The sequence below is a fragment of the Microbacterium sp. Cr-K32 genome, from assembly GCF_000708345.1.
In the GTDB taxonomy this organism is placed as follows: Bacteria; Actinomycetota; Actinomycetes; order Actinomycetales; family Microbacteriaceae; genus Microbacterium; species Microbacterium maritypicum_A.
The window spans coordinates 199,248-223,547 of sequence record NZ_JARD01000012.1 but is presented as its reverse complement, the minus strand read 5'-3'; the positions used below and the strand labels follow the sequence as shown (position 1 = coordinate 223,547).

The window sequence follows — 24,300 nt, the reverse complement described above, 5'->3', positions numbered from 1 at the left end:
ATCGAAGGATGCGGCACTATCTGGACCACGCGGCGACCACGCCACTGCGCCCCGAAGCACGGGAGGCCTGGCTCGCCGCTTCCCAGATGGTCGGCAATGCGTCGTCGACGCACGGGGCGGGTCAGGATGCGCGTCGGCTGCTCGAGGAGTCGCGCGAACGGGTCGCCGCGGTGCTGGAGGCCGACCCGATCGAGATCGTGTTCACCTCCGGGGGCACGGAGTCCATCAACCTCGCTCTTCAGGGGTTGTGGCACGGCCGCGCGGGCGGAACGTCGGCGATCGTGATGCCCGACGCCGAGCATCACGCGACCATAGACACGGTCGCCGCGCTCGTGGATGAAGGGGCAGCACTGCGACGAGTGCCCGTCGCGCCCGACGCGCGGATCGATCCCGAGCAGTTCGCCGCCGAGCTTCCCGGTGCCGCTCTGGCGACGGCCCTCGCGGCGAACAACGAGGCCGGAACCATCAACGACACCCGCTCCCTCGCAGCCGCGGCGGCGGGAGCGGGTGTTCCCCTGCACATCGACGCCGTCGCGGCTCTCGGGCACGTGCGCCTGTCGTTCCGCACCCTGCGAGGTGATGCCGACGGTGGGGTCGGTCTGGTCGCCATGAGCTTCGCCGGCCACAAGATCGGCGCGCCGGTCGGCGTGGGAGTCCTCGTCACGGCACGCACGGCCCGCCTCACCGCGTTGCTGCGTGGGGGAGCTCAGCAGCGCGGGTTGCGCGCGGGCACGCAAGATGTCCCCGGGGCTGCCGCTTTCGCGACGGCGCTGGAGCTCGCAGAGCGCGAACGATCGGACGAGACCGCACGACTCAGCGCGCTGCGTGACCGCCTCGTGTCCGGCATCAGGGCGGCCGTGCCGAGAGCAGAACTGCTGGGGGATCCGACCGTGCGCCTCCCGGGGAACGCGCACGTGCTGTTCCCCGGCGCGGTGGGGGAGAGCCTGCTTTTCCTCCTGGATGTCGCCGGCGTCGCCGCCTCGACGGGATCCGCCTGCCAGGCGGGCGTCGCCGAGCCGTCGCACGTCGTGATGGCGATGGGGCGCAGCGAACGGGATGCGCGCAGCGTGCTGCGGTTCTCGCTCGGTCGGACCTCGACCGATACCGACGTCGATGCGGTGCTCGCCACGATCGCTGACGCCTATGCCCGCGCATCCGGCGCCGGCACAGCCGCGCGCTCGTAGACTGGTCTCATGCGGATCCTTGCGGCTATGAGCGGTGGAGTCGACTCCGCCGTCGCGGCCGCCAGGGCCGTGGAGGCGGGGCACGACGTGGTCGGCGTGCATCTGGCACTGTCCCGTGCCGGCGGCACCCTGCGCACCGGCAGCCGCGGCTGCTGCACGATCGAGGATGCCCTCGACGCCCGTCGCGCCGCCGACGTGCTCGGCATCCCGTTCTACGTCTGGGACTTCTCGGAGCGGTTCCGCGACGACGTGATCGCAGATTTCATCTCCGAGTACCAGGCCGGTCGCACCCCCAATCCCTGCATGCGATGCAACGAGAAGATCAAGTTCGCCGCACTGCTGGAGCGAGCGATCGAGCTCGGGTTCGACGCCGTGTGCACGGGGCACTACGCGACGTTGATCGACGGCGACGGGGGTCTCGAGCTGCACCGCGCCTCCGACAACGCCAAAGACCAGTCGTACGTCCTGGGCGTCCTCAACGCCGAGCAGCTCGCGCACACTTACTTCCCGCTCGGCACCACGCCCTCGAAGGCGATCGTGCGCGCCGAAGCCGAGGCACGCGGTCTGAGCGTCGCGCAGAAACCGGACAGCCACGACATCTGCTTCATCCCCGATGGTGACACCCGCGGTTGGCTCGCCGAGAAGGTCGGCACGGCGACCGGCGAGATCGTCGACCGCAGCGGAGAGGTCGTCGGATCCCACGAGGGTGCTCAAGCCTTCACCGTCGGGCAGCGCCGCGGTCTCAAGCTCGGTGTGCCCGCCGCCGACGGCAAGCCCAGGTTCGTTCTCGAAGTGCGCCCGGTCTCCAACACCGTCGTCGTCGGCCCGAAGGAGGCCCTCGCCATCGCCGAGATCGCGGGGGAGCGGTTCAGCTGGGCCGGCGCTGCACCGACCGAATCGTCCTTCTCCTGCCATGTGCAGATCCGTGCGCATTCCGAGCCCGTGGCCGCACACGCCGAGGTCTCCGACGGGGGTGTACGCGTCATACCGGAAGTTCCCCTCGACGGCGTCGCACCGGGGCAGACCGCTGTGCTCTATGTCGGAACGCGCGTGCTCGGACAGTTCACGATTGATACGACGGTCTCGGCGGTTCCCGTCGGCGCGTAGACGTTTCCGGTGTCGGTACCCGCTCGTAGACTGGCGGGGTGCCGGAGAACATCTCGCTGGAAGACGCCCGTACCGAAGCTGAAGAGCTGACCACTCGCATCCTCGACGCCAAAGAGGCCTACTACGGCCGCGACACCTCGGTCGTCGATGACTTCACCTATGACGGATGGATGCACCGGCTCGAAGAGCTCGAGCGTCTGCACCCCGAGCTTCAGGGACAGGACTCGCCCACCCAGATGGTCGGCGCGGCCGAGGCGACGGGTCTTGCGACCATCGAGCACGCCGAGCGGATGCTCAGCCTCGACAACGTCTTCTCGATCGACGAGCTGAAGGAGTGGGCAGCGAAGACGAAGGCCGCAGCGGGCCGCGAGGTCGCCTGGCTCACCGAGCTCAAGATCGACGGACTGGCGATCAACCTCCGCTACGAGAACGGTGTGCTGACCTCCGCGGCCACCAGAGGCGACGGACGCGTCGGAGAGATCGTCACCGAGAACGCTTTGCGTCTCCCTGAGATCCCATATCGGCTCAGCGGCGACGGGCATCCCCCGATCGTCGAAGTGCGCGGCGAGGTCTTCATCCCCGTGGCGGCGTTCGAACGGCTCAATGGGGCGCAGGCGGCCTTCCGCGACCGGGCCTACGCCGACGCGCTCGAGCGGTGGGAGTCGCGCGGCGGGGTGAAGAAGCCCTTCGACGATGAGAAGGCGCGCACTGCGGCCGCCCGGCGATTCCCGGCCTTCGCGAACCCCCGCAATGCGGCGAGCGGTGGACTCCGCCAGCAGATCGACAAGAAGAACGGCCTCGAGCTCGAAGCAGGACTGTTGCGGATCGAGTCGCTCGCGCTGTACGTGCACGGGGTCGGCGCATGGTCGAACCCTCCGGTCGCCGCGCAGAGCGAGGTGTACGACCTGCTCGCGGAGTGGGGGCTGCCCACGAGCCCGCACACGAAGGTCTGCCGCACGATCGACGAGGTCGTCACGTTCGTCGAGTACTTCGGCGAGCATCGGCATGATGTCGAGCATGAGCTCGACGGCATCGTGGTCAAGGTCGACGAGCTCGAGCTGCACGACGAGCTCGGCGCGACGAGCCGGGCCCCGCGCTGGGCGATCGCCTACAAGTACCCGCCGGAAGAGGTGCAGACGAAGCTGCTCGATATCGTCGTGTCGGTCGGTCGCACCGGTCGTGCGACTCCGTTCGCCGTCATGGCCCCCGCACATGTCGCCGGATCGGTGGTCCGCCAGGCGACGCTGCACAACAAGGACGTCGTGAAGGCGAAAGGCGTGCTGATCGGTGACACGGTCGTGCTGCGCAAAGCCGGCGACGTGATCCCCGAGGTCCTCGGGCCGGTCGTCGAGAAGCGCGACGGCACCGAGCGCGAGTTCGTGATGCCCGTCGAGTGCCCGGAGTGCGGCACGCCCCTGCGAGCCATGAAGGAAGGCGATATCGATCTGCGCTGTCCGAACGCACGCTCGTGCCCGGCGCAGGTGCGCGGACGCGTGGAGCACATCGGTTCGCGAGGTGCCCTCGACGTCGAGGCACTGGGCGAGGTCACCGCTGCGGCCCTGACGCAGCCGACGTCTCCTGCAGTGCCACCGCTCGAGACCGAGGCGGGCCTGTTCGCGCTCAGCCTCGAACAGCTGGTCCCCATCGAGCTGTTCGTTCGCGACGCCGAGACGGGTCTCCCCAAGGAAGACGAGGACGGGGTCGTCAAAACTCGCGCTCCTTTCCGACGCAACCCCACTGCGGCTGAGAAGAAGTCCGGTCTCGACGGACCCCAGCCCTCCGCACAGGCGCTCACCCTGCTCGCAGAACTGGAGAAGGCCAAGACGAAGGACCTGTGGCGGCTGCTCGTCTCACTGAACATCCGCCATGTCGGCCCTGTCGCCGCGAGGGCGCTCGCTCAGTGGTTCGGGTCGCTCGACGCGATCCGCGCGGCGTCACGCGACGAGCTCGCCGCGGTCGAGGGCGTCGGTGGCATCATCGCCGATTCGCTTCTCGCCTGGTTCGAGGTGGACTGGCACCAGGAGATCGTTCAGCAGTGGGAGGACGCGGGCGTGCAGTGGGCGACGCCTGGGCACCCCGGCCCCGGCGCGGCTGAGGCCGCGGGCGGAGTCCTGGAGGGGCTGACCGTCGTCGCCACCGGATCCCTCGACGGTTACACACGAGACGGCGCACAGGAGGCCATCATCAACGCGGGCGGCAAGGCCGCGTCGAGCGTATCGAAGAAGACCGACTTCGTCGCCGCCGGCCCCGGCGCGGGTTCCAAGCTGGCGAAGGCGGAGGACCTCGGCCTGCGAATCCTCGACGCGGCGCAGTTCCATATCCTGGTGACCCAGGGGCCGGATGCCCTCCCTCCCACGGGCGAAGGGGCGTGAAGCGCTTCGGGCCCCTGATCGTCGTCCCGGAGGCTCTCGCCGTCGGAGATCCCGGTCGCCATCATCTGCGGTTGAGCCCTGATGCCGTGATCATTCGCGAGGGCGTCGATAATCGCGGGATCGTGAGCTGGAGCGAGCTCGACTCGATCGTCATGGACGTCCCCACGACGAGGTTCCGTCTTCCTGGGCTCGTCAGCACGATTCTGCTCGGCGCTTTGACCGCCGCCATGCTGACCGATCCCGGAGTCGATCCCGACGACGGTTCCGTGACTCTGACGGTCGACGGAGAATCTCGAGTCCTGCCCCTGAGCAGACACCACGTCGGCGGATACTGGGAGCCTGCGGTCATGGGCGCGCATCGGCTGATCGCCCATCTCATCGCGCACCCCGAGCAGCGTGCGCTGCTCACACATCCGGAGCCGCTGATCGATGTCGCCGCGCGACTCGCGCGCGGGACGGGATAATCCGTTCCGCGCGCGAGTGGTGGTCAGCTTTTGTGACGCGGCTTGCGGTACGGCTTCTCGTCACGCGTGTCGCGCGCCGGCCGATCATCGCGGTCCCGACGCTCGAAACGGTCACCCCGACCGCCGGCCTCCCGAGGGCCACCGGTGCGGCGTGCGCCCCCGGGACCGCGGTCGGGCTTGATCTCGATCAGGCGTCCCGAGATGCGCGTGTCGCGCAGCTTCTCGAGGACAGACGGATCCAGGTTCGATGGCAGCTCGACCGTCGAGAAGTCCGGACGGATGTTGATCGCACCGAAGTCGTCGCGTCCCAGACCGCCCTCGTTGGCGAGGGCCCCGACGATCTGGCGGGGTTCGACACGATGACGTCGTCCGACCTCGATGCGGTAGGCGGTGTAGTCGCCACGCCCGCGTCGTTCCGTACGCGGCTCACGAGCATCGCGTCCCGTGCGCTCGCGCGGGGGACGGTTGTCTGCTTCGACCGCCTTGGTGAGCGGATCGTTGGCGGGGTCGAGCAGCAGCGGCTTGTCACCCTGCGCCACGACAGCCAGAGCGGCGGCCACATCACCCTCAGGGACATCATGGTGACGCACGTAGTGCGCCACGATGTCGCGGAACGCCTCGATGCGCCCGGTCTCCGACAGCGCCGTGGTGATCGCGTCGTCGAAGCGGTTCAGACGTGTGGTGTTCACGTCTTCCGTGCTCGGGAGCTGCATCTGGGCCGGCTGCTGACGCGTCGCCTTCTCGATGTGCTTCAGGAGGTAGCGCTCGCGCGGGGTGATGAAGCTGATCGCGTCGCCCGATCGTCCGGCGCGGCCCGTGCGACCGATTCGGTGCACATAGGACTCGGTGTCGGTGGGGATGTCGAAGTTGACGACGTGGCTGATGCGCTCGACGTCGAGTCCTCGCGCGGCCACGTCGGTCGCGACCAGGATGTCGAGCTTGCCGTCCTTGAGCTGGTTCACACTGCGCTCACGCTGCACCTGAGGCACGTCGCCGTTGATGGCTGCGGCCGAGTAGCCACGGGCGCGCAGCTTCTCCGCCAGGGTCTCGGTCTCGTTCTTCGTACGGACGAAGACGATCATTCCGTCGAAGTTCTCGACCTCGAGGATCCGGGTGAGCGCATCGACCTTCTGCGCGTACGACACGACGAGATAGCGCTGCGTGATGTTGGTGCCGGTCGCGGTCTTCGACTTGATGCTGATCTCTTCAGGGTCTCGCAGGTACTTCTGGGCGAGACGGCGGATCTGCGGCGGCATCGTCGCGGAGAACAGCGCGACCTGCTTCTCCTCGGGCGTCTGCGCGAGGATCTGCTCCACGTCTTCGGCGAAGCCCATCTTCAGCATCTCGTCGGCCTCGTCGAGCACGAGGTACTGCAGCTGCGACAGGTCGAGCGTGCCCTTGGCGAGGTGGTCCATGATGCGGCCCGGCGTGCCGACGATCACGTGGACGCCGCGGCGCAGAGCCGACAGCTGCACGCCGTAGCCCTGCCCGCCGTAGACGGGGAGCACGTGCACGCCCTTCATCTTGGAGGCGTACGACTCGAACGCCTCGCAGACCTGGAGCGCGAGCTCACGGGTGGGTGCGAGCACGAGGGCCTGCGGGGTCTTCTGGGAGACATCGAGGCGCTCGAGCACGGGGAGGGCGAAGGCCGCGGTCTTCCCGGTACCGGTCTGCGCCATGCCGACGACATCGCGCCCAGCCAGGAGCGTCGGGATGGTGGCCGCCTGGATGGGCGACGGCGTCTCGTAGCCGAGGTCTTTGATGGCTTTGAGGACGGGCCCGGTGATGCCGAGCTCCTCGAATCCAGGGGTCGCGGGAGATTCGTCGGGGGCGTCGGTCAGCACTGCATCTTCAGGGGTCACTTCCCAAGGGTAGCGCGCTGCGGCGTCCGCCGCCTGTGAGGGCGTCCTCAGGCGCCGGTGTTCAGCGCCACGAGCTTCTCCTTGACCTGGCGCCGGAGCACCTTACCGATCAGCGACTTCGGGAGTTCGTCCACCACGAAGATGCGGCGGGGGACCTTGTAGGGGGTGAGGATGCTGCGCGCGAACTCACGAACGGCCTCGACGTCCACGTCGGTTCCCTGATCGATGACGATCGCGGCGACGACCTCTTCACCGGAGTGCTCGCTCGGCAGACCGATGACCGCGGCATCCGCGACCTGCGGGTGCTGGCGCAGGGCGTTCTCCACCTCGGTGGGTGTGACGTTGAAGCCGCCCGTGATGATGAGCTCCTTGATGCGATCGACGATGCGAACGAAGCCGGCCTCGTCGATCGTGACGATGTCGCCGGTGCGGTACCAGCCGTCGACGAAGACCGCCTCCGTCTCCTCCGGCTTGCCGTAGTACCCCGAGAACACCTGCGGCCCGCGCACGACGAGTTCCCCGGCAGAGCCCGGCGGCACGTCCTCACCAGGGTTCTCCGGATCCACCACGCGGCATTCGGTTCCGGGCAGGGGAAGCCCGACGGTTCCGGGAACGCGGTTGTCCGCCACCGGGTTCGCCATCAGGACAGGGGAGCACTCGCTCAGCCCGTAGCCTTCGACGAGATATCCGTGGGTGGCCTCCTCGAAGGGGACAACCAGTTCATGTGGCAGCGCCATCGCGCCGGAGATCGCGACCTCGATGCCCTCGAGCGACACGCCCTTCGCCTTGGCCGCGGCGAGAAGGCGGTCGGCTATGGGCGGTACCAGCGGCAGGAACGTGGCGGGGTGCTTCTTGACGACGTCGAGCACGAGGTCCGGATCGAACTTGGGGAAGAGCACGAGTCGAGCCCCCATCGACATCGCGAACGTCAGACAGAGCGTGAGTCCGTAAGCGTGGAACATGGGAAGGACCGCGTACACGACGCAACCGTTGCCGCGTCGGATCGACGGCACCCAGGCCTGCGACTGGGCGGCGTTCGCCAGCAGGTTGCGGTGTGTGAGCGCCGCCCCCTTCGGCGTTCCGGTCGTTCCGGAGGTGTATTGGATGATCGCCAGATCGTCGGTTCCCGGCTTCGGGTGCGTCTCCGGCAGAGGGTCGGAAGCGACCAGCGAGTCCCAGACGACCGTGCCGCGCACCTTGGCCGTGAGGGCCGCGCGGGAGTCGCGAGCCTTCGCGACGGGGAGACGCAGGGCGAAGCGCGTGAGGAACGGCATGGCGCGCGTCACGTCGACGGAGATGAGGTTCGTCACGGCGAGGTCCGCCGGGAACTCCTGCACCGTGGAGACGACCTTGTTCCACACGATCGCGTGTTTCGCTCCATGGTCCTCGAACTGCTTGCGCAGCTCACGAGGCGTGTATAGCGGGTTGTGCTCGACGACGACGGCGCCGAGTCGCAGCACCGCGTAGAAGGCCACGATGTGCTGCGGGCAGTTCGGCAGCACGATGGCCACAGGATCGCCGGCGCGGACGCCGAGGTCCCGCAGCCCCGTCGCCGCGCGGTCGATCGCTGCTTGCAGCTGTGCGTATGTCGTCTCACGCCCGAAGAATTGCAGCGCGGGGGCATCGGGGTAGTCCCGCGCCGACGCGGCGACGATGTCGACGAGTGATCCGTCGACCGGGGCGAGGTCTTCCGGGACGCCTGGGGCGTAGCTGGCGACCCACGGGCGAGGAGGCTGGAACGTGCTCACCCGCCCAGCATATGTCGAGCTGCTCGTCGGGCATGGGACCGGGGAGCGCGCCAACTAGACTGGGGGAGTGTCTGAAATCACCCCTGAACTCGTGCGCCACCTCGGTGTGCTTGCACGCATCCAGCTGAACGACGACGAGGTGTCGAGGCTCACGGGCCAGCTCGACGCCATCGTCGACAACATCGCGAAGGTGTCGGAAGTCGCGACCGCCGACGTCGTGGCGACGAGTCACCCGATTCCGTTGAGCAACGTCTTCCGACCCGACGTGGTCGGCGAGACGCTCACGCACGAGCAGGTGCTTCAGAACGCCCCGGATGCCGCCGACGGCCGCTTCCGCGTGACCGCGATCCTGGGAGAAGAACAGTGAGCGACATCATCCGGCTGGATGCGGCTGACCTCGCCGCGAAGCTCGCCTCTCGTGAGGTGTCGAGCGTCGAGGCGACCCAGGCGCACCTCGATCGCATCGCCGCCGTGGACGGCGACGTCCACGCCTTCCTCCACATCAACGAGGGAGCGCTCGAGGCCGCAACGGCCATCGACGCCCGTCGCGCCGCCGGCGAGGCCCTCGGACCGCTCGCCGGCGTTCCTCTCGCGATCAAGGACGTGCTCGTCACGACCGACCAGCCGACGACCAGCGGGTCGCGCATCCTCGAGGGATACCGCTCGCCTTACGATGCGACCGTCGTCGCACGCTCGCGCGATGCGGGACTCATCCCGCTCGGCAAGACGAACATGGACGAATTCGCCATGGGGTCGTCTACCGAGCACTCCGCATACGGCCCCACGCACAACCCCTGGGACCTCGACCGCATCCCCGGTGGCTCCGGTGGAGGTTCGGCTGCCGCTGTCGCCGCATTCGAGGCACCGCTCGCTCTCGGCTCCGACACCGGCGGCTCGATCCGTCAGCCCGCCCACGTGACCGGCACGGTCGGCGTCAAGCCGACGTACGGCGGCGTGAGCCGCTACGGTGCGATCGCCCTCGCCTCCAGCCTCGACCAGGTCGGTCCGGTCTCGCGGACCGTGCTCGACTCCGGCCTGCTGCACGATGCGATCGGCGGTCATGACCCCAAGGACTCGACGTCGCTGCGCGATGCATGGCCTTCGTTCGCCGAGGCGGCTCGCGAGGGTGCGCGCGGAGACGTGCTCAAGGGTCTCAAGGTCGGCGTGATCCGCGAACTGCCGGACAGCGGCTTCCAGCCCGGCGTCGCCGCATCCTTCCGCAATGCTCTCGCGCTCATGGAGGCTCAGGGCGCGGAGATCGTCGAGATCGGTGCTCCCCATTTCGAGTACGGCGTGGCTGCGTACTACCTGATCCTCCCCGCGGAGGCATCGAGCAACCTCGCGAAGTTCGACTCGGTGCGCTTCGGTCTGCGGGTGACGCCCGACGGAAACCCGACGGTCGAGGACGTCATGTCCGCAACCCGTGACGCCGGCTTCGGTGACGAGGTCAAGCGACGCATCATCCTCGGCACGTACGCACTGTCGGCCGGTTACTACGACGCCTACTATGGCAGCGCGCAGAAGGTCCGCACACTCATCCAGCAGGACTTCGCCAACGCCTTCGCCGAGGTCGACGTCATCGCGACGCCGTCGGCGCCCACCACCGCCTTCAAGCTCGGCGAGAAGATCGACGACCCGCTGCAGATGTATCTCAACGACATCACCACGATTCCGGTGAACCTCGCCGGCGTTCCCGGCATCTCCGTCCCCAGCGGTCTGGCCGATGACGACGGACTCCCCGTCGGCATCCAGTTCATCGCCCCGGCACGGGAGGATGCACGTCTCTACAAGGTCGGCGCCGCGCTCGAGACGCTGCTCGTCGACTCCTGGGGTGCGCCGCTGCTCACCCGCGCACCGCAGCTCGCAGGAGGGAAGCGCTGATGGCCGCCGCCAAGCTCATGGACTTCGACAAGGCGCTCGAGCTGTTCGAGCCGGTCCTCGGATTCGAGGTGCACGTCGAGCTCAACACCAACACGAAGATGTTCTCCGATGCGCCGAACCCGGCCAACGAGGCCTTCCACGCCGCTGAGCCGAACACGCTGATCGCGCCCGTCGACCTCGGTCTGCCGGGGTCGCTTCCGGTCGTGAACGAGACGGCGATCCGTTCGTCGATCAGCCTGGGTCTCGCTCTCGGTTGCTCGATCGCGGAATCGAGCCGGTTCGCGCGGAAGAACTATTTCTACCCGGATCTCGGCAAGAACTACCAGATCTCGCAGTACGACGAGCCGATCGCCTATGACGGTTCGGTCGAGGTCGAGCTCGAGGACGGGACACTCATCACGATTCCGATCGAGCGCGCGCATATGGAGGAAGACGCGGGAAAGCTCACCCACATGGGTGGCGCCACCGGCCGCATCCAGGGCGCTGAGTACTCGCTCGTCGACTACAACCGCGCGGGTGTTCCGCTGGTCGAGATCGTGACGAACATCATCTACGGCACCGAGCACCGCGCACCCGAGGTCGCCAAGGCCTACGTGCAGGCGATCCGCGACATCGTCCGTGGTCTCGGAATCTCCGAGGCCCGGTTGGAACGCGGAAACCTGCGCTGCGACGCCAACGTCTCTCTGCGTCGGCGTGGCACCGACAAGCTCGGCACCCGCACCGAGACGAAGAACGTCAACTCCATGCGTTCGGTCGAGCGGGCCGTGAAGTACGAGATCCAGCGCCAGGCGCAGATCCTCGCCGATGGCGGCACGATCACGCAGGAGACGCGGCACTGGCACGAGGACACCGGTACGACATCGCCGGGTCGTCCGAAGTCGGACGCCGACGACTACCGCTACTTCCCGGAGCCCGACCTGCTGCCCGTGGAGCCGGCCGCCGAGCTGATCGAGGAGCTGCGCGCGGCTCTTCCCGAGCAGCCTGTCGCCCGCCGTCGTCGCCTGATGACGGAGTGGGGCTTCACCGACCTGGAGTTCCAGGACGTGCGCAACGGAGGCCTGCTCGAAGTGGTCGAGGCGACCATCGCCGCCGGTGCGGCACCTGCGACCGCCCGGAAATGGTGGACGGGGGAGATCTCCCGTCTCGCGAACGCGCAGGAGAAGGAAGCCACCGAGCTGATCAGCCCGGAGAACGTCGCCGCACTGCAGCAGCTGGTCGACGCGGGCACGCTCACCGACAAGCTCGCCCGCCAGGTGCTCGAAGGCGTCATCGCGGGGGAAGGCACTCCGCAGGAGGTCGTCAACGCCCGTGGCCTCGCCGTGGTGTCGGACGACGGCGCGCTGATCGCTGCGATCGACGAGGCTCTCGCGGCCCAGCCGGATGTGATGGCGAAGATCAAGGACGGCAAGGTCCAGGCCGCCGGTGCTGTCATCGGCGCCGTCATGAAGGCCATGAAGGGCCAGGCGGACGCGGCACGCGTGCGTGAACTCATCCTCGAGCGCGCTGCCCAGTAGCGCGTGGCCCCGGGCCTCCTGTCGGAGGCCCGGGGGAGAATGGTCGTATGGGACACGGTGACGGCACGGGACGGATGGTCTCCGCCTCCGACGCCGACGACACCGGGACGCGCATCCTCCACGTCGACATGGACGCGTTCTACGCGGCTGTCGAGGTCCTCGACGATCCCGCGCTCCGGGAGCTTCCGCTGATCATCGGCGCACCGGACGGCCGCTCGGTCGTCTCGAGTGCCTCTTACGAGGCCCGCCGATACGGCGTACGCGCAGCGATGCCGGTATCGCAGGCGCTGCGCCTGTGTCCCTCCGCGCGCATCGTGCCGCCGCACTTCCATCGCTATCAGGAGGTCTCCCGGCAGGTGATGGCGATCTTCGAATCGTTCACCCCGCTCGTCGAGCCGTTGTCGGTCGACGAGGCGTTCCTCGATGTGCAGGGCGTGCGACGGCTCTGGGGCAGCCCTGCACACATCGCAGAGCTCATCCGCGGACGTGTGCACGATGAGGTCGGCATCACCTGCAGTGTCGGAGTCGCGGCCACCAAACACGTCGCCAAGATGGCATCGACGATCTCCAAGCCCAACGGCATGCTCGTCGTCGCCGCAAAGGACACGCTCGAGTTCCTCGCGCCACGTCCGGTCCGCGCGATGTGGGGCGTCGGGCCGAAGGCTGCCGAGGCGCTGGAGGCACGCGGTATCCGTACCGTGAGAGATGTGCGCGAGGCTCCGCGCGAGATGATCGAGCGTGCGGTCGGCCCCGCCCTGGGCGCGCGCCTCGCTCAGCTCGCGATGGGTGAGGATGCGCGCGCCGTCGATACGGTGCGCGTGGAGAAGAGCATCGGTCATGAGGAGACCTTCGATACGGATATCCTCGATCGTCCGTTCCTCCGCGCGGAGCTCCTGCGGCTCGCTGACCGTGTCGCCGCACGTCTCCGCCGCGCCGAGTGGGAGACGTCGACCGTCGCCATCAAGATCCGTTTCGACGACTTCCGCACCCTGAGTCGCTCTCAGACGCTGAGCGAGCCCACCGCGGTCGGGCAGCGCATCGGCGAGGCTGCGCAGGCTCTGTTCGAGCAGATCGACCGACGCGATCCCGTGCGTCTGGTCGGCGTCAGAGCCGAGAACCTGCGTCCGGCCGGCGGCGGCGGTCTCGGGCTGTGGGACGACGACGAGGACTGGCGCAGAGTCGAGGGGGCAGTCGACGAGGCCATGGCCAGGTTCGGCACAGCGACGATCAGCCGCGCGCGACACATCGGCCGCGGGGACGGTCGCGGTGCCGCCCAACATCCGAAGGCCCACGGCCTGGATTGATCGCACGCGCGCGCGGTTCCTCGACTAGCGTGGGGGTATGCCGAACATTGCACTGGAACTCGGAAAGCAAGCTGCGTCCTTCGGCGTGAAGAGCGCGTACGGGGAGCCGCAGGATGTCGACGGTGTGAGCATCACTCCGGTGGCATTCACCTACTCGGGCTTCGGCGGAGGCAGCGGAGACGGTGGCGAGGGTGGTGGCGGTGGCGGTGTCTCCGTCCCGGTCGGGGTCTACGTGCGTCGCGAGGAAGGTCTGCGCTTCGAGCCGAACATCGTCACGTTGCTCGTCGTCGCCGTGCCGTTCGTCTGGGTCGCCGGACGGGCGCTCACTCGCATCATCCGTGCCCTCAAGAAGTGACGATCCGGTCGCTGCCGCGCTGGAGCTGGCCGCGACGCTGATCGAGCGGGATGTCCGTGCCGTCGCCGCCGCGAACCCCGTCGTGCTCATCGATGGCGGCAGCGGTGCGGGAAAGTCGTCCCTCGCCTCCCTGTTGGTGCGTCGCTGGCCCGTGGTCGGTCACGTACAGCTCATCGCGTTGGATTCCATCTACCCGGGCTGGGACGGACTCGATGAAGGCGCTGAGCGCGCCCTCGACTGGATCCTCCGTCCGCACGGCCGCGGGTATCTCGGCACCTGGCGGCGATGGGACTGGGAGGACCGCACCGAGGCGGAGAGCCACGCCGTCGACCCGGCCCTCGGAGTCATCATCGAGGGCAGCGGGATCCTCCGCCCCTCGTCCGCCGCTCTCGCCGATGTCAGGGTATGGGTGGAGTCGGCGGAGGCATCGAGGAAGGCGCGTGCCCTGGCACGCGATGGGGACGCCTATCGGCCGCACTGGGACCGTTGGGCGGCACAGGAACGCCGACACATCGAGCGGGACGACCCTCGATCCCTCGCTACGAGAATCGTCGAGGTTCCTTAGACCTTCCGGCCCTCATCCGCTTCGTCTGCAGCCTGGATGAGAAGCTCCAAACGGTATCCGAGCCAGTCGTACACATCGTGACGCCCATCCGTGGCGGTCTGTTCGTCGGTCGTGATCCCGAGCCGCGTGGCTATGACGAGGCGAATAGCCGTGAGCGTTCGGAGCCAGGCGTCGACGTCCTCCACGGGCACGGCCATCTCCCGCGTCCGCAGCGCTTCTGCCTCGGCGAGGTCGTCACCGGTGACGTCTCCGAGAGACCCACGTGTCCGGCGCGCATCGGCGAGCCGTCGATCGAGGAGATCATCCCTCGTGCTTTCGGCGAACTCGGCGGCGGAGTCCGCATCGTCGGGGTACGGAGTCGGCGTCAATCGGTCGATGGCGGGGTCCCCGACCTCCCGCGAAGTCGCGAGGAGCTCGATGAAATCGTCCACGAGCTTCGCGAGGTGGAGCTCCTCGATCCCGGTGATCGTGACGATGACGGCGTCCCTGGTCACTGTGAGGCCTTCCTGACCGTGGCCCACAGGCCGTAGTCATGCATGGCCTGCGCGTGGACCTCCATGGTCTCGCGCGGCCCCGTCGCCACGATGGCGTGTCCGTCGTGGTGCACGGCGAGCATCAGCGTCGTCGCGTGGTCGAGCGAGTATCCGAAATACGTGCGGAAGACGCGGACCACGTAGCTCATCAGATTGACGGGGTCGTTCCAGACGACCACCTGCCACGGCTCCAGGGGAGCGGCGCTCAGATCGGTCGCCTCATCGAGATCGGGAACTGCGGCGGGGATCGTCATGCCCAACCCATCTCATGCAGCTGCTCGTCGTCGATGCCATAGAAATGCGCGATCTCATGCACCAACGTGGTGTGGATCTCGTCGCGGAGCTCTTGCTCGTTCTCGCATTGGGCCAGGTGCGGCTCGCGATAGACCACGATGCGATCGGGCAACTCGCCCATCCCGTACTGGGTCCGATCGGTCAGCGCCAGCCCGTCGTAGAGGCCGAGCAGATCGAGGCTGCCGTCCTCCGGCCGATCCTCCACCACGAACACGACGTTCTCCAACCCTTCGACCATGTCGTCGGGCAACTGGTCGAGCTCATCGATCACGAGCTCTTCGAAGGCGGCGGCATCCATGTCCATCCCCCTCAGCCTAGGGCCCGAGGGAGGTCAGTGCAGGAGAACGAGGATCGCGGCCACCACGATGAACAGGACGCCGAACACGGTGTTGAGGATGCGCTGTCCACGTGCGGTTCGCGTGAGTCGACGGAACGGACGTGCGGCTGCAGCGAAGAATCCCCACATCACGATCACGTCGACGACGATCACGGTGACGATGAGCGTGAGGTATTGGGGCAGCGGAGGCTCGTCCAACCTGACGAACTGCGGAATGAACGCGAGGAAGAACACGATCGCCTTCGGGTTCAGGAGATTGACCCAGAAACCGCGGCGGATCATCGACCAGTGGCTCTCGCGGCTGTCTACCGGCAGGGGATCGTCGTCGACCACGACCGCGGGCTTCGCGAGGATGAGGCGGATCCCGAGGAACACCAGGTAGGCGGCCCCGGCATAGCGGATGCCGTTGAACAGCACTTCCGAACGTGACACCAGGAGTCCGACACCGGCAGCCACGATCGCGACGTGGACGATCAACGCGATCTGCTGGCCGACGATGCCCCAGATCGAGCGCCGCCAGCCCTGGTTCATCGCATTCGACATCGTGTTGATCGCACCGGCGCCGGGCGTGAAGCTGATCACGACGGACGCGGTCAGCAACGAGAACCAGACCGCGAGAGACACGTCGTCAGTCTAGGGCGCCGGGGGAGGGGTACCAGCCGCGCGTAGACGCGAAGAAGGCCCGAATCTCGCGATTCGGGCCTTCTTCAGTGGGGTGAGTAACGGGACTCGAACCCGCGACATCCGGCACCACAAGCCAGCGCTCTACCAGCTGAGCTATACCCACCATGTGCCTGCCGGAGCAGGCAACCATACGAGTCTATTACATGTTCGGAGTGAACTCGGACACCGTACGTGCAGCGATCTCGCGAGCTTCGTCGCTGGACGGTCCCGGCTCATCGACGAACACCGCGTCGCGGTAGTACCGGAGCTCTCGGATTGACTCCAGAATGTCGGCGAGGGCGCGGTGTCCTCCGTCCTTGGGCGGAGCCTGGAAGAAGACTCGCGGGTACCAGCGTCGCGACAGTTCCTTGATGCTGGAGACGTCGACATTGCGGTAATGCAGCCACTGATCCACCTGCGGCATGTATTTGGCCAGGAACATGCGGTCCGTTCCGATCGTGTTGCCGGCCAATGGAGCCTTGCGCTCGAGGGGCACGAAGCGCTTGATGTACGCCAGCGTCTGGGACTCCGCCTCCTCCAGCGACACGCCACCGGGGATCTCCTCGATCAGGCCCGATGTCTCATGCATCTTCGTGACGAAATCGTTCATGTGCGCGAGCGCGGCTTCGGTGGGGCGTATCACCACCTGGAATCCGGGGTCGATCGGGTTGAGCTCGAAGTCGGTGATGACGACGGCGATCTCGACGAGTTCGTCGACCGCGAGATCGAGTCCCGTCATCTCGCAGTCGATCCATACGAGACGATCATTCTCGGACGCAGATACCATCTCGCCATACTATCGACGCCCCCGACATCGCCGGCCGGAGTGTGACTCGTGAATCGTCTGCGCGACCGCGATACTCTAGAGTCGTGCGCCTCCGTAGCTCAGGGGATAGAGCAGGAGCCTTCTAATCTCTTGGTCGCAGGTTCGAATCCTGCCGGGGGCACTTCACGGTGTCGGCGTTCGAGAATGTTCGGTCCGATGGATGTTCGATCCAATGGGTGATCGCTCCGACGGATGATCGATCCGACGAGAGACGATCTCATGGGCAGAGAGCGACCTCTCCCGGATCGACGCCATGCGTCGCGGGCGGCGACCACCGTCAGGAATAGCGCAGCACCGCGACGGCGTCATCGACACGCCAGAACTCGCCGACCACTCGGAACACGCCGGTTGCGAGGTGTAGCCTCTCCGCCCTGTACCGGAGACCGAGCGGGTCCGCGACGATGCGCAGATGTCCGAGAACATGCTCTCTCTGGTCCTGGACCCTCCAGAGATGATCGGCAGCCCGGACGAGATGCTCTCGCGGGGACGAGAGTCGAGGCGTGGCGAAGGGGACTTCGGGAAGAGAGGTGATCATGCTGTCGGACATCGGTGCTCCTTTCGTGATTCGAAGATACGACCGACCACCGACATTCCCTCGCGCGCAGTCCTCTCGTCCTCATCGGGGGTTTCTCTCCACAGAGGACATCTGTCTCGGTCTCTCCACCGACTTCGTGTTTCGGGCTCTCCACCTCCGTCGTGGCGGCGCACGCTGGAAAGACCGGAAGGGATCCGGAGACGAGAGGACGAGCAACATGATCGACACGCTGACCATCGTGGGAAGAGTCGCCACCGACCCGACACAGGTGCAGACCGCAGGAGGTGTGGCGGTCACCAACTTCCGTCTCGCCAGCACCCACCGACGTTTCGACCCCGCAGCCCAGGCTTGGACGGACTCGGGGACCAACTGGTACTCGGTGGCGGCGTTCCGGCAGCTCGGCGAGAACGCCAAGGCGTCCCTGCGGACGGGTGACGCGGTGATCGTGACAGGACGGCTGAAGATCCGGAACTGGGAGAGCAACGGCAAACATGGCACAAGTGTCGATGTCGAAGCGGAGGCGATCGGTCACGATCTGCGGTGGGGGACCACGGCGTATCGACCGCAGCCGCGGCCGCAGACCGGGATCGCAGAGGCAAGCTCCGACGCACCGGGCGCTCACTCTGCAGAGGAAAGAGCCCCTGTACACGCCGCAGAGTCGGAGTCTGCGGCATTCGACCTCTCGTGGGCGGATCCGGCGTCGAGGATAGCGGCGAGCGATTGACGCGCACCGGTTCCCGAGAGCGTCGGGTGCCGGCTGTCGGCCGATTCACGCGGAGGCGGGGAGGAAGGCGACGTAGACTCGGCACGTGCTTCGTCGATCGGTCTCCTCACCGGCGCGTGCAGCCGGCGTCCTGGCGGTCACGGCCGTCTCTGCCCTTCTGCTCTCGGGCTGCGTTCCGGAACCCGCACCGACGGCGTCTCCGTCGAGTTCGGCAACTCCCGATGCGGACTCGACGGCGCCGTCTGCTCCCGTGCTCGTTCCCGACGGCAGCGCAGAGGACAACCTGCCGGTGTTCACCGCGACTGCGGAGGGCATCTGGGCGACAGATCAGCGCGGTTCGGGCCGTGCGTACATCGACGCGCTGATCGGCGCAGGGTTCGATCGCGAGTCGATGCAGGTGACCCAGGATCAGACCACCGTCGGCAACCCGGCAGAGAGTCTGCAGTTCTCGGTTCGGTGGGGTCAAGACGAGTGCTTGGTCGGCCAGGTCGGCCCGTCCACCGGGCAGGTCGTCACCGCGGTACTCCCGCAACTCGCCGAAGGGCGATGCCTGGTCGGCACCACACGTCCGATCGACTGGTGACACGCCAGGGGGCCGGTAGGCTGGAGTGTCGATCTTCGACGCCAACAGAAGGAGCGGTTTTCGGTGGCTGAGTACATCTACTCGATGGTTCGTGCGCGCAAGGCAGTGGGCGAGAAGCTCATCCTCGACGACGTGACCATGGCGTTCCTCCCCGGGGCCAAGATCGGCATGGTCGGTCCCAACGGCGCGGGCAAGTCGACGATCCTCAAGATCATGGCGGGTCTCGACACTCCGTCGAACGGTGAGGCGAAGCTCTCCCCGGGGTTCACTGTCGGCATCCTGATGCAGGAGCCGGAGCTCGACGAGACGAAGACCGTGCTCGAGAACATCCAGGACGGTATCGCGATCAAGGCGAAGCTCGACCGTTTCAACGAGATCTCGGCGCTGATGGCCGATCCCGATGCCGACTTCGACGCGCTCCTCGCCGAGATGGGTTCGCTCCAGGAAGAGATCGACGCGGCCGACGGCTGGGACCTCGACTCGCAGCTCGACCAGGCCATGGATGCGCTCCGCACCCCGCCGGGAGACGCCGCGATCGCGCCTCTCTCCGGTGGCGAGAAGCGTCGAGTGGCGCTGGCGAAGCTGCTCCTGCAGAAGCCCGATCTCCTGCTTCTCGACGAGCCGACCAACCACCTCGACGCCGAGAGCGTGCTGTGGCTCGAGCAGCACCTGCAGGCGTACAAGGGTGCCGTCATCGCGATCACCCACGACCGGTACTTCCTCGACCACGTGGCCGAGTGGATCGCCGAGGTCGACCGCGGTCGCCTGATCGGCTACGAGGGCAACTACTCGACGTACCTGGAGAAGAAGGGCGAGCGCCTCGAGATCCAGGGCAAGAAGGACGCCAAGCTCGCCAAGCGCCTCAAGGAGGAGCTGGAGTGGGTGCGCTCCAGCGCGAAGGGCCGCCAGACGAAGTCGAAGGCACGTCTCGCCCGCTACGAGGAGATGGCATCCGAGGCCGAGCGCACCAGGAAGCTGGATTTCGAGGAGATCCAGATTCCCGCCGGTCCTCGACTCGGAAGCGTCGTCATCGAGGCCAAGAACCTGAAGAAGGGCTTCGACGGGCGCTCGCTCATCGACGGCCTGAGCTTCAGCCTGCCGCCGAACGGCATCGTCGGCGTCATCGGTCCGAACGGCGTGGGAAAGACGACGTTGTTCAAGACCATCGTGGGCCTCGAGCCTCTGGACGGCGGAGATCTGAAGATCGGTGAGACGGTCAAGATCAGCTACGTCGACCAGTCACGCTCCAACATCGACCCGAACAAAACGCTGTGGGAAGTCGTCTCCGACGGCCTCGACTACATCACCGTCGGCAAGACCGAGATCCCGTCCAGGGCGTACGTCTCGAAGTTCGGCTTCAAGGGGCCGGACCAGCAGAAGAAGGCCGGGGTGCTCTCCGGTGGAGAACGCAACCGCCTGAACCTCGCACTGACGCTCAAGGAGGGCGGTAACCTGCTGCTCCTCGATGAGCCGACGAACGACCTGGATGTCGAAACCCTCAGCTCGCTCGAGAACGCTCTGCTCGAGTTCCCCGGATGCGCCGTGGTCATCACCCACGACCGGTGGTTCCTCGACCGCATCGCCACGCACATCCTCGCCTACGAGGGCACCGACGAGAAGCCGGACCAGTGGTACTGGTTCGAGGGCAACTTCGAGGCGTATGAGGAGAACAAGATCGAACGCCTCGGAGCCGATGCGGCCAAGCCGCACCGTTCGACGCACCGCAAGCTGACGCGCGACTGAGCACCTCGTGACTGCGACGCCGGGGCCCCGTCTGCACATCCCGATCCAGCTCCGCTGGGGCGATCTGGATGCGTTCAACCACGTCAACAACACCTCGATGCTGAAGCTGCTCGAGGAAGCTCGTGTGCGAGCGTTCTGGCGTGCAGGCCCCGGCGAAGAGGCACCATCCACCGCGGTACTCGACTCGGGTATCGATGAGGGGATCCTCACCCTCATCGCGCGACAGGAGATCGAGTACCTCGCGCCGGTGCCCTATCAGCGGCGACCGCTCGAAGTGCAGATGTGGTTCGGCAAGCTCGGCGGCTCCAGCGTCGAGGTCTGCTACGAGGTGCACAACGATCCCACGGCGGCGCCGCGTCAGATCTACGCCCGCTCCACGGCGATCATCGTGCTCGTCGATGCGAAGACCGGACGTCCCACCCGTCTCACCCAGGAGATGCGCGAGGCGTGGGATCCGTACGTCGGCGAATCGATCGAGTACAGCCACCGCTGACCGCCACAGGTACCGACGGCGTGCACCAGAGCACGGCCACCCGGGCAGACCCGCAGCACGACGAGCGTCTGAGCGGATAAGTCAGTCCTGGCCGTCGGGAACCCTGATCATGATCTCCTGGGCGACACTCGCCACCAGGGTGCCGTCGCGTGTAAAGATCCGTCCGGTGGCGAGTCCGCGGCCTCCGCGGGCGTTGGGTGACTCCTGCACGTAGAGCAGCCACTCATCCACGCGAGCAGGGCGGTGCCACCACATCGCGTGATCGAGACTCGCGACCTTGAGACCGGGGAGCGCCCAATAGACCCCGTGCGCGCGAAGAATCGACTCCTGGATCGTCATGTCGCTGAGGTAGGCGAGCGCTGCGCGGTGCAGACGCTGGTCGTCCGGAAGCGGCGCGCGAAGGCGCATCCACACGGCCTGCTGCGGTGTGCGGGCATCGTCGCTCGGCAGATACATCGGCGAGTCGACATGGCGGACATCAGCCGCTCGGTCGCTCAGCATCCGCGCCGTGCCGCCGGGGAGTCCCTGTACACGGTCCTCGTCCGGCTGGAGCGCCTCAGGCTCGGGGATGCCCTCGGGCATCGACGACGCATGCTCGACGCCGGGATCCGCATCCTGGAACGAGGCGATCATCGAGAAGATGGGTACGCCGTTCTGGTATGCCTGGGCACGGCGTGTCGAGAATGAGCGCCCGTCATGAATACGATCGACCGAGATCGTGATGCCCTGACTCGCATCGCCGGGGCGCAGGAAGTATCCATGCATCGAGTGCACCGCCCGATCTTCGGGAAGAGTGCGTTCCGCAGCGAGGAGCGCCTGGGCGAGAACCTGTCCACCGTAGATCCGCCCGCTGGGCATCGGGTGCGACGAACCGGTGAAGATGTCCTCGGTGGTCCGTGCCTGGGTCGAATCGAGATCGAGGACCTCGAGCAGTCGCTCGACGGTCTGGATGGCGTGTTCTTCCGCGCTCATGGATTCCTCTCCGCGCCCCGGGACGCCGCTCCGTTGGTAGTTTAGAACGCGTGCCGCATCACCTTCTCCTCGCCGACGCCGACACGGCGAAAGACGTTCTGACATTCGTGGGGCGAGCCGCCAGAATCAGCGACGAGGGCGTACGACTGCAGGCGACGGGGGGAGTCCTCGCGCTCACGACGGCGGCCCTGGCACCACACGGTCTGTTCGATCAGACGCCGACGATCCTCGCGATGCGCATCGTCCATGCCGACCCCGAACTCGAGTGCGATGTCGTCGTCGACCAACTCACGCAGACCGACGGCCCCGATCGCCTGACCCTCCCGGATACGGGCCTCTCTCCGGCCTGGGCCGGCATCGCTCCGCCTCGCGGTCCATGGGAACGGTCAGCCGTCCTCGACGCCTCGACGCTGGCCCGACGAGCACAGTGGGGCATTTCCGCCGTCGCCCGAGGCGCGACGCCGGGCGCCGGAGAAGAAGCCGTGCGGGCGCTGCGTGCCGCGATCTGGGGTGAGCCGGACGAGGAGCTCGAGGGTCTGCCGAGAGGGGTCGCCTTCGCCGCGGACGCGATGGGTTTCATCTCCGGCGAGGAGCAGGTATCGGTGACTCGATCCGGGCGATGGACGCGACTCGCCTTCCGGCGCGGGCATGTGCTCTCTCGGGGACCGGTCGCCTCTGGCCTCACGAGCGTGCGTCAGACCGGCGTGCTCGACTGACGCGAAGCGCGCAGGCGCCCCCGGGACGCGACCGGAACGACTAGGAGCGCGACGATCCTGCTCACCAGAGCACTGATTCCCCCCAGCACGAGCACGATCCCGAGAACATCGAGGAGCGGGAACAGCCAGAGGTCGAATACCCAGTACTGCCATTCGACCGATCCTCCGAGCAATGCCGGTGCGAGCGGGACGAACAGGCCCGCCACGATGACGAGCGTCAGCGGGACCAGACGAAGCCAGACGCGTGGTCTTCGCGCTGCGCGTCTCCGCGCCGCCCACCGCGGAGCACGAAGTGCGGTCACCAGGAAAAGGATCAGAGCGAGCACGGCGAGAGCCGACAGGATCCCGTTGACGATGTTCAGCGGATTCTCATACGGCTTCGCCGCCACCCCGTCGGCACCGACGATCAGGTTCTGCACCAGCTCGCCGGGAGAGCCGACGCCGTTCGTCAGCACCACTGCCGCTCGGCCCGTCTCGGGAACGAATGCCATCGAACCGGTGAACGTGGCCAATGTGCCGCCGTGGGAGACGAAGCCGGGGGCGTCACCTCCGCCCGGAGCGGCGCGTTGCCAGCCGAGGGCGTAGGACTCCGCGCCCGGCTGAGAGACATGGAGTTCTTCGAGAAGTATGCGATCCAGGACGCCCGCTCCGACCTCGCCCTGCTGGAACCGAAGCCACCGCACCATGTCGGCGAGCGTCGACACCACACCTCCGTTCCCCCCGCAGCGTCCGGGCATCTCCGGCATGACGTAGGCGAGTCCGAGCACGACGGAGAAGCCGGGGGCAAGTCGTTCGACCGCCTGATCGCAGGCATCGACGCTCCGTGTGTCGAGCATGCCGAGCGGGACGAAGAGGCGCTGCCGGAAGAAGTCGTCCAGCGACTGGCCGGAGACGACTTCGACGACGCGCGCCGCGATCGAGTAGTTGGTGTTGTGATACTCGAATCGGGCGCCGGGCTCGGCCACCAGCCGCCGATCGCGGAGCTCGGCCACGACCGCCTCGGTCGTCCGTGGGGAGGGGAGCGCGAACTCGGGGTTGGTTCGCAGCGAGAGTCCGGAGGTGTGCGACAGCAGCTGCCGTATCGTGACCTCCTCATAGCGCTCGTCGGCCATGGTGAACTCCGGCAGTGTGTCGACTACCCGGTCGTCGAGCGCGATCTTCCTTTCCTGAACGAGCAGCATGACCGCCGTGGCCGTCATCGACTTGCTCATCGAAGCGATCCGAAACAGCGTGTGCGGGGTGATCGTGCGCCCGTCCCCATCCCGACCGCGCACGATCAGCTCGACGCCTCCGTCGGAGACCACCGCCGCAGCTATGCCCGGTGTCGCGAACGCATCCACGTAGGCCTGCACGGTGGCGTCGGAGGAGAGTGGGGCGGAAGTCGCGGCGGCGGGAACCGCGGTGCCCGGGATCAGAACGGACAGGAGACCGAGAACGGGGAGGAGGCGCACGAGCCCACAGTAGGGACGAACATCGAGCGATTCGAGTGACGCACACACTTCTTCGGGGTAGCCCGAACAGGCAG

General features: G+C 67.1%; 25 protein-coding genes and 2 tRNA genes. 16 read left to right on the top strand and 11 right to left on the bottom strand.

What is annotated here, in order from left to right; all coding sequences use genetic code 11:
* Positions 1 to 8 precede the first annotated feature (8 nt).
* Genes GZ64_RS0105460 through GZ64_RS0105445 form a run of 4 tightly spaced genes read left to right on the top strand, consistent with a single transcriptional unit; the run spans position 9 to position 5,127 of the window.
* On the top strand, positions 9 to 1,184 hold the full coding sequence (locus GZ64_RS0105460; protein WP_029265436.1) for a cysteine desulfurase family protein: 1,176 nt from the start codon (positions 9 to 11) through the stop codon (positions 1,182 to 1,184).
* Between the two features lie 9 nt (positions 1,185 to 1,193).
* Positions 1,194 to 2,291, top strand: coding sequence for a tRNA 2-thiouridine(34) synthase MnmA (mnmA, locus tag GZ64_RS0105455; RefSeq protein ID WP_029265434.1), 1,098 nt, complete (start codon positions 1,194 to 1,196; stop codon positions 2,289 to 2,291).
* 38 nt (positions 2,292 to 2,329) lie between these two features.
* Positions 2,330 to 4,663 carry an NAD-dependent DNA ligase LigA gene (gene ligA / locus GZ64_RS0105450; protein WP_029265433.1) on the top strand — a complete coding sequence of 778 codons (2,334 nt, stop codon included), beginning with the start codon at positions 2,330 to 2,332 and terminating at the stop codon, positions 4,661 to 4,663.
* Positions 4,660 to 5,127, top strand: coding sequence for a hypothetical protein (locus GZ64_RS0105445; protein WP_051667857.1), 468 nt, complete (start codon positions 4,660 to 4,662; stop codon positions 5,125 to 5,127). Before ligA ends, GZ64_RS0105445 begins: the two co-directional genes overlap by 4 nt.
* 23 nt (positions 5,128 to 5,150) lie before the next feature.
* On the opposite strand, the gene GZ64_RS0105440 is transcribed toward GZ64_RS0105445, so the two are convergent.
* Positions 5,151 to 6,971, bottom strand: coding sequence for a DEAD/DEAH box helicase (locus GZ64_RS0105440; protein ID WP_021200498.1), 1,821 nt, complete (start codon positions 6,969 to 6,971; stop codon positions 5,151 to 5,153).
* A gap of 65 nt (positions 6,972 to 7,036) precedes the next feature.
* A complete protein-coding gene (locus GZ64_RS0105435; RefSeq protein WP_029265431.1) occupies positions 7,037 to 8,737 on the bottom strand; it encodes a long-chain-fatty-acid--CoA ligase in 1,701 nt (566 codons plus the stop codon).
* Between the two features lie 67 nt (positions 8,738 to 8,804).
* Between GZ64_RS0105435 and gatC the strand changes: the two genes are divergently transcribed.
* Genes gatC through GZ64_RS0105405 form a run of 6 tightly spaced genes read left to right on the top strand, consistent with a single transcriptional unit; the run spans position 8,805 to position 14,356 of the window.
* Positions 8,805 to 9,104, top strand: coding sequence for an Asp-tRNA(Asn)/Glu-tRNA(Gln) amidotransferase subunit GatC (gene gatC, locus GZ64_RS0105430; RefSeq protein WP_029265429.1), 300 nt, complete (start codon positions 8,805 to 8,807; stop codon positions 9,102 to 9,104).
* Positions 9,101 to 10,618: an Asp-tRNA(Asn)/Glu-tRNA(Gln) amidotransferase subunit GatA gene (gatA, locus tag GZ64_RS0105425; RefSeq protein ID WP_029265427.1), complete on the top strand. Its 1,518-nt coding sequence runs from the start codon at positions 9,101 to 9,103 to the stop codon at positions 10,616 to 10,618. The genes gatC and gatA overlap by 4 nt, the downstream gene beginning before the upstream one ends.
* Positions 10,618 to 12,132, top strand: coding sequence for an Asp-tRNA(Asn)/Glu-tRNA(Gln) amidotransferase subunit GatB (gatB, locus tag GZ64_RS0105420; protein WP_029259179.1), 1,515 nt, complete (start codon positions 10,618 to 10,620; stop codon positions 12,130 to 12,132). Before gatA ends, gatB begins: the two co-directional genes overlap by 1 nt.
* A gap of 47 nt (positions 12,133 to 12,179) precedes the next feature.
* Positions 12,180 to 13,436, top strand: coding sequence for a DNA polymerase IV (dinB, locus tag GZ64_RS0105415; RefSeq protein ID WP_029265426.1), 1,257 nt, complete (start codon positions 12,180 to 12,182; stop codon positions 13,434 to 13,436).
* 37 nt (positions 13,437 to 13,473) lie between these two features.
* On the top strand, positions 13,474 to 13,791 hold the full coding sequence (locus GZ64_RS0105410) for a hypothetical protein (RefSeq protein WP_021200504.1): 318 nt from the start codon (positions 13,474 to 13,476) through the stop codon (positions 13,789 to 13,791).
* Positions 13,775 to 14,356: an aminobenzoate synthetase gene (locus GZ64_RS0105405; protein ID WP_029265425.1), complete on the top strand. Its 582-nt coding sequence runs from the start codon at positions 13,775 to 13,777 to the stop codon at positions 14,354 to 14,356. The genes GZ64_RS0105410 and GZ64_RS0105405 overlap by 17 nt, the downstream gene beginning before the upstream one ends.
* Here the strand turns inward: GZ64_RS0105405 and GZ64_RS0105400 are convergent.
* From GZ64_RS0105400 to orn, 6 genes are all read right to left on the bottom strand, one after another.
* Positions 14,353 to 14,850 (bottom strand): DUF2017 family protein, encoded by a 498-nt coding sequence (locus GZ64_RS0105400; protein WP_029265423.1) that lies wholly within the window; start codon positions 14,848 to 14,850, stop codon positions 14,353 to 14,355. The genes GZ64_RS0105405 and GZ64_RS0105400 overlap by 4 nt on opposite strands.
* Positions 14,847 to 15,143, bottom strand: coding sequence for an ATP-dependent Clp protease adapter ClpS (gene clpS, locus GZ64_RS0105395; RefSeq protein WP_021200507.1), 297 nt, complete (start codon positions 15,141 to 15,143; stop codon positions 14,847 to 14,849). Before clpS ends, GZ64_RS0105400 begins: the two co-directional genes overlap by 4 nt.
* Positions 15,140 to 15,487, bottom strand: a complete 348-nt coding sequence (locus GZ64_RS0105390; protein WP_029265421.1) for a metallopeptidase family protein — start codon at positions 15,485 to 15,487, stop codon at positions 15,140 to 15,142. Before GZ64_RS0105390 ends, clpS begins: the two co-directional genes overlap by 4 nt.
* A 27-nt stretch (positions 15,488 to 15,514) precedes the next feature.
* Entirely contained in the window at positions 15,515 to 16,144 is a 630-nt protein-coding gene (locus tag GZ64_RS0105385; RefSeq protein WP_029265420.1) for a LysE family translocator, read from the bottom strand.
* 87 nt (positions 16,145 to 16,231) lie between these two features.
* A tRNA-His gene (locus tag GZ64_RS0105380) sits at positions 16,232 to 16,307 on the bottom strand.
* 36 nt (positions 16,308 to 16,343) lie between these two features.
* Positions 16,344 to 16,970, bottom strand: a complete 627-nt coding sequence (gene orn, locus GZ64_RS0105375; RefSeq protein ID WP_029265419.1) for an oligoribonuclease — start codon at positions 16,968 to 16,970, stop codon at positions 16,344 to 16,346.
* An 87-nt stretch (positions 16,971 to 17,057) separates the two neighbouring features.
* Between orn and GZ64_RS0105370 the strand changes: the two genes are divergently transcribed.
* Positions 17,058 to 17,130, top strand: a tRNA-Arg gene (locus GZ64_RS0105370).
* Between the two features lie 156 nt (positions 17,131 to 17,286).
* Here GZ64_RS0105370 and GZ64_RS0105365 read toward each other — a convergent pair.
* Positions 17,287 to 17,556 (bottom strand): hypothetical protein, encoded by a 270-nt coding sequence (locus GZ64_RS0105365; RefSeq protein WP_029265418.1) that lies wholly within the window; start codon positions 17,554 to 17,556, stop codon positions 17,287 to 17,289.
* 205 nt (positions 17,557 to 17,761) lie between these two features.
* Between GZ64_RS0105365 and GZ64_RS0105360 the strand changes: the two genes are divergently transcribed.
* The 4 genes from GZ64_RS0105360 (at position 17,762) to GZ64_RS0105345 (ending at position 21,087) form a co-directional block, all read left to right on the top strand.
* A complete protein-coding gene (locus GZ64_RS0105360; RefSeq protein ID WP_029265417.1) occupies positions 17,762 to 18,268 on the top strand; it encodes a single-stranded DNA-binding protein in 507 nt (168 codons plus the stop codon).
* Between the two features lie 85 nt (positions 18,269 to 18,353).
* Positions 18,354 to 18,851, top strand: a complete 498-nt coding sequence (locus GZ64_RS0105355) for a DUF6993 domain-containing protein (protein WP_029265415.1) — start codon at positions 18,354 to 18,356, stop codon at positions 18,849 to 18,851.
* Between the two features lie 63 nt (positions 18,852 to 18,914).
* Positions 18,915 to 20,594 (top strand): energy-dependent translational throttle protein EttA, encoded by a 1,680-nt coding sequence (ettA, locus tag GZ64_RS0105350; RefSeq protein WP_017830677.1) that lies wholly within the window; start codon positions 18,915 to 18,917, stop codon positions 20,592 to 20,594.
* A gap of 7 nt (positions 20,595 to 20,601) precedes the next feature.
* Entirely contained in the window at positions 20,602 to 21,087 is a 486-nt protein-coding gene (locus tag GZ64_RS0105345; protein WP_029265414.1) for an acyl-CoA thioesterase, read from the top strand.
* Positions 21,088 to 21,168: 81 nt separating this feature from the next.
* On the opposite strand, the gene GZ64_RS0105340 is transcribed toward GZ64_RS0105345, so the two are convergent.
* Positions 21,169 to 22,059, bottom strand: a complete 891-nt coding sequence (locus tag GZ64_RS0105340) for an acyl-CoA thioesterase (protein ID WP_021200515.1) — start codon at positions 22,057 to 22,059, stop codon at positions 21,169 to 21,171.
* A gap of 50 nt (positions 22,060 to 22,109) precedes the next feature.
* Between GZ64_RS0105340 and GZ64_RS0105335 the strand changes: the two genes are divergently transcribed.
* Positions 22,110 to 22,775 (top strand): hypothetical protein, encoded by a 666-nt coding sequence (locus tag GZ64_RS0105335; RefSeq protein WP_029259189.1) that lies wholly within the window; start codon positions 22,110 to 22,112, stop codon positions 22,773 to 22,775.
* On the opposite strand, the gene GZ64_RS0105330 is transcribed toward GZ64_RS0105335, so the two are convergent.
* A complete protein-coding gene (locus tag GZ64_RS0105330) occupies positions 22,754 to 24,226 on the bottom strand; it encodes a serine hydrolase domain-containing protein (RefSeq protein ID WP_081859681.1) in 1,473 nt (490 codons plus the stop codon). The two genes, GZ64_RS0105335 and GZ64_RS0105330, sit on opposite strands and share 22 nt — an antisense overlap.
* Positions 24,227 to 24,300: the final 74 nt, after the last annotated feature.

What these genes read in the sequence shown, in the direction of transcription:
- GZ64_RS0105460 (WP_029265436.1), top strand. Translation starts at nt 9, where the DNA reads ATGCGGCACTATCTGGACCACGCGGCGACCACGCCACTGCGCCCCGAA.
- mnmA (WP_029265434.1), top strand. Translation starts at nt 1,194, where the DNA reads ATGCGGATCCTTGCGGCTATGAGCGGTGGAGTCGACTCCGCCGTCGCG.
- gatB (WP_029259179.1), top strand. Translation starts at nt 10,618, where the DNA reads ATGGCCGCCGCCAAGCTCATGGACTTCGACAAGGCGCTCGAGCTGTTC.
- dinB (WP_029265426.1), top strand. Translation starts at nt 12,180, where the DNA reads ATGGGACACGGTGACGGCACGGGACGGATGGTCTCCGCCTCCGACGCC.
- GZ64_RS0105410 (WP_021200504.1), top strand. Translation starts at nt 13,474, where the DNA reads ATGCCGAACATTGCACTGGAACTCGGAAAGCAAGCTGCGTCCTTCGGC.
- clpS (WP_021200507.1), bottom strand. Translation starts at nt 15,143, where the DNA reads ATGACGATCCCCGCCGCAGTTCCCGATCTCGATGAGGCGACCGATCTG.
- GZ64_RS0105390 (WP_029265421.1), bottom strand. Translation starts at nt 15,487, where the DNA reads ATGGACATGGATGCCGCCGCCTTCGAAGAGCTCGTGATCGATGAGCTC.
- orn (WP_029265419.1), bottom strand. Translation starts at nt 16,970, where the DNA reads ATGGTATCTGCGTCCGAGAATGATCGTCTCGTATGGATCGACTGCGAG.
- GZ64_RS0105365 (WP_029265418.1), bottom strand. Translation starts at nt 17,556, where the DNA reads ATGTCCGACAGCATGATCACCTCTCTTCCCGAAGTCCCCTTCGCCACG.
- GZ64_RS0105360 (WP_029265417.1), top strand. Translation starts at nt 17,762, where the DNA reads ATGATCGACACGCTGACCATCGTGGGAAGAGTCGCCACCGACCCGACA.
- GZ64_RS0105340 (WP_021200515.1), bottom strand. Translation starts at nt 22,059, where the DNA reads ATGAGCGCGGAAGAACACGCCATCCAGACCGTCGAGCGACTGCTCGAG.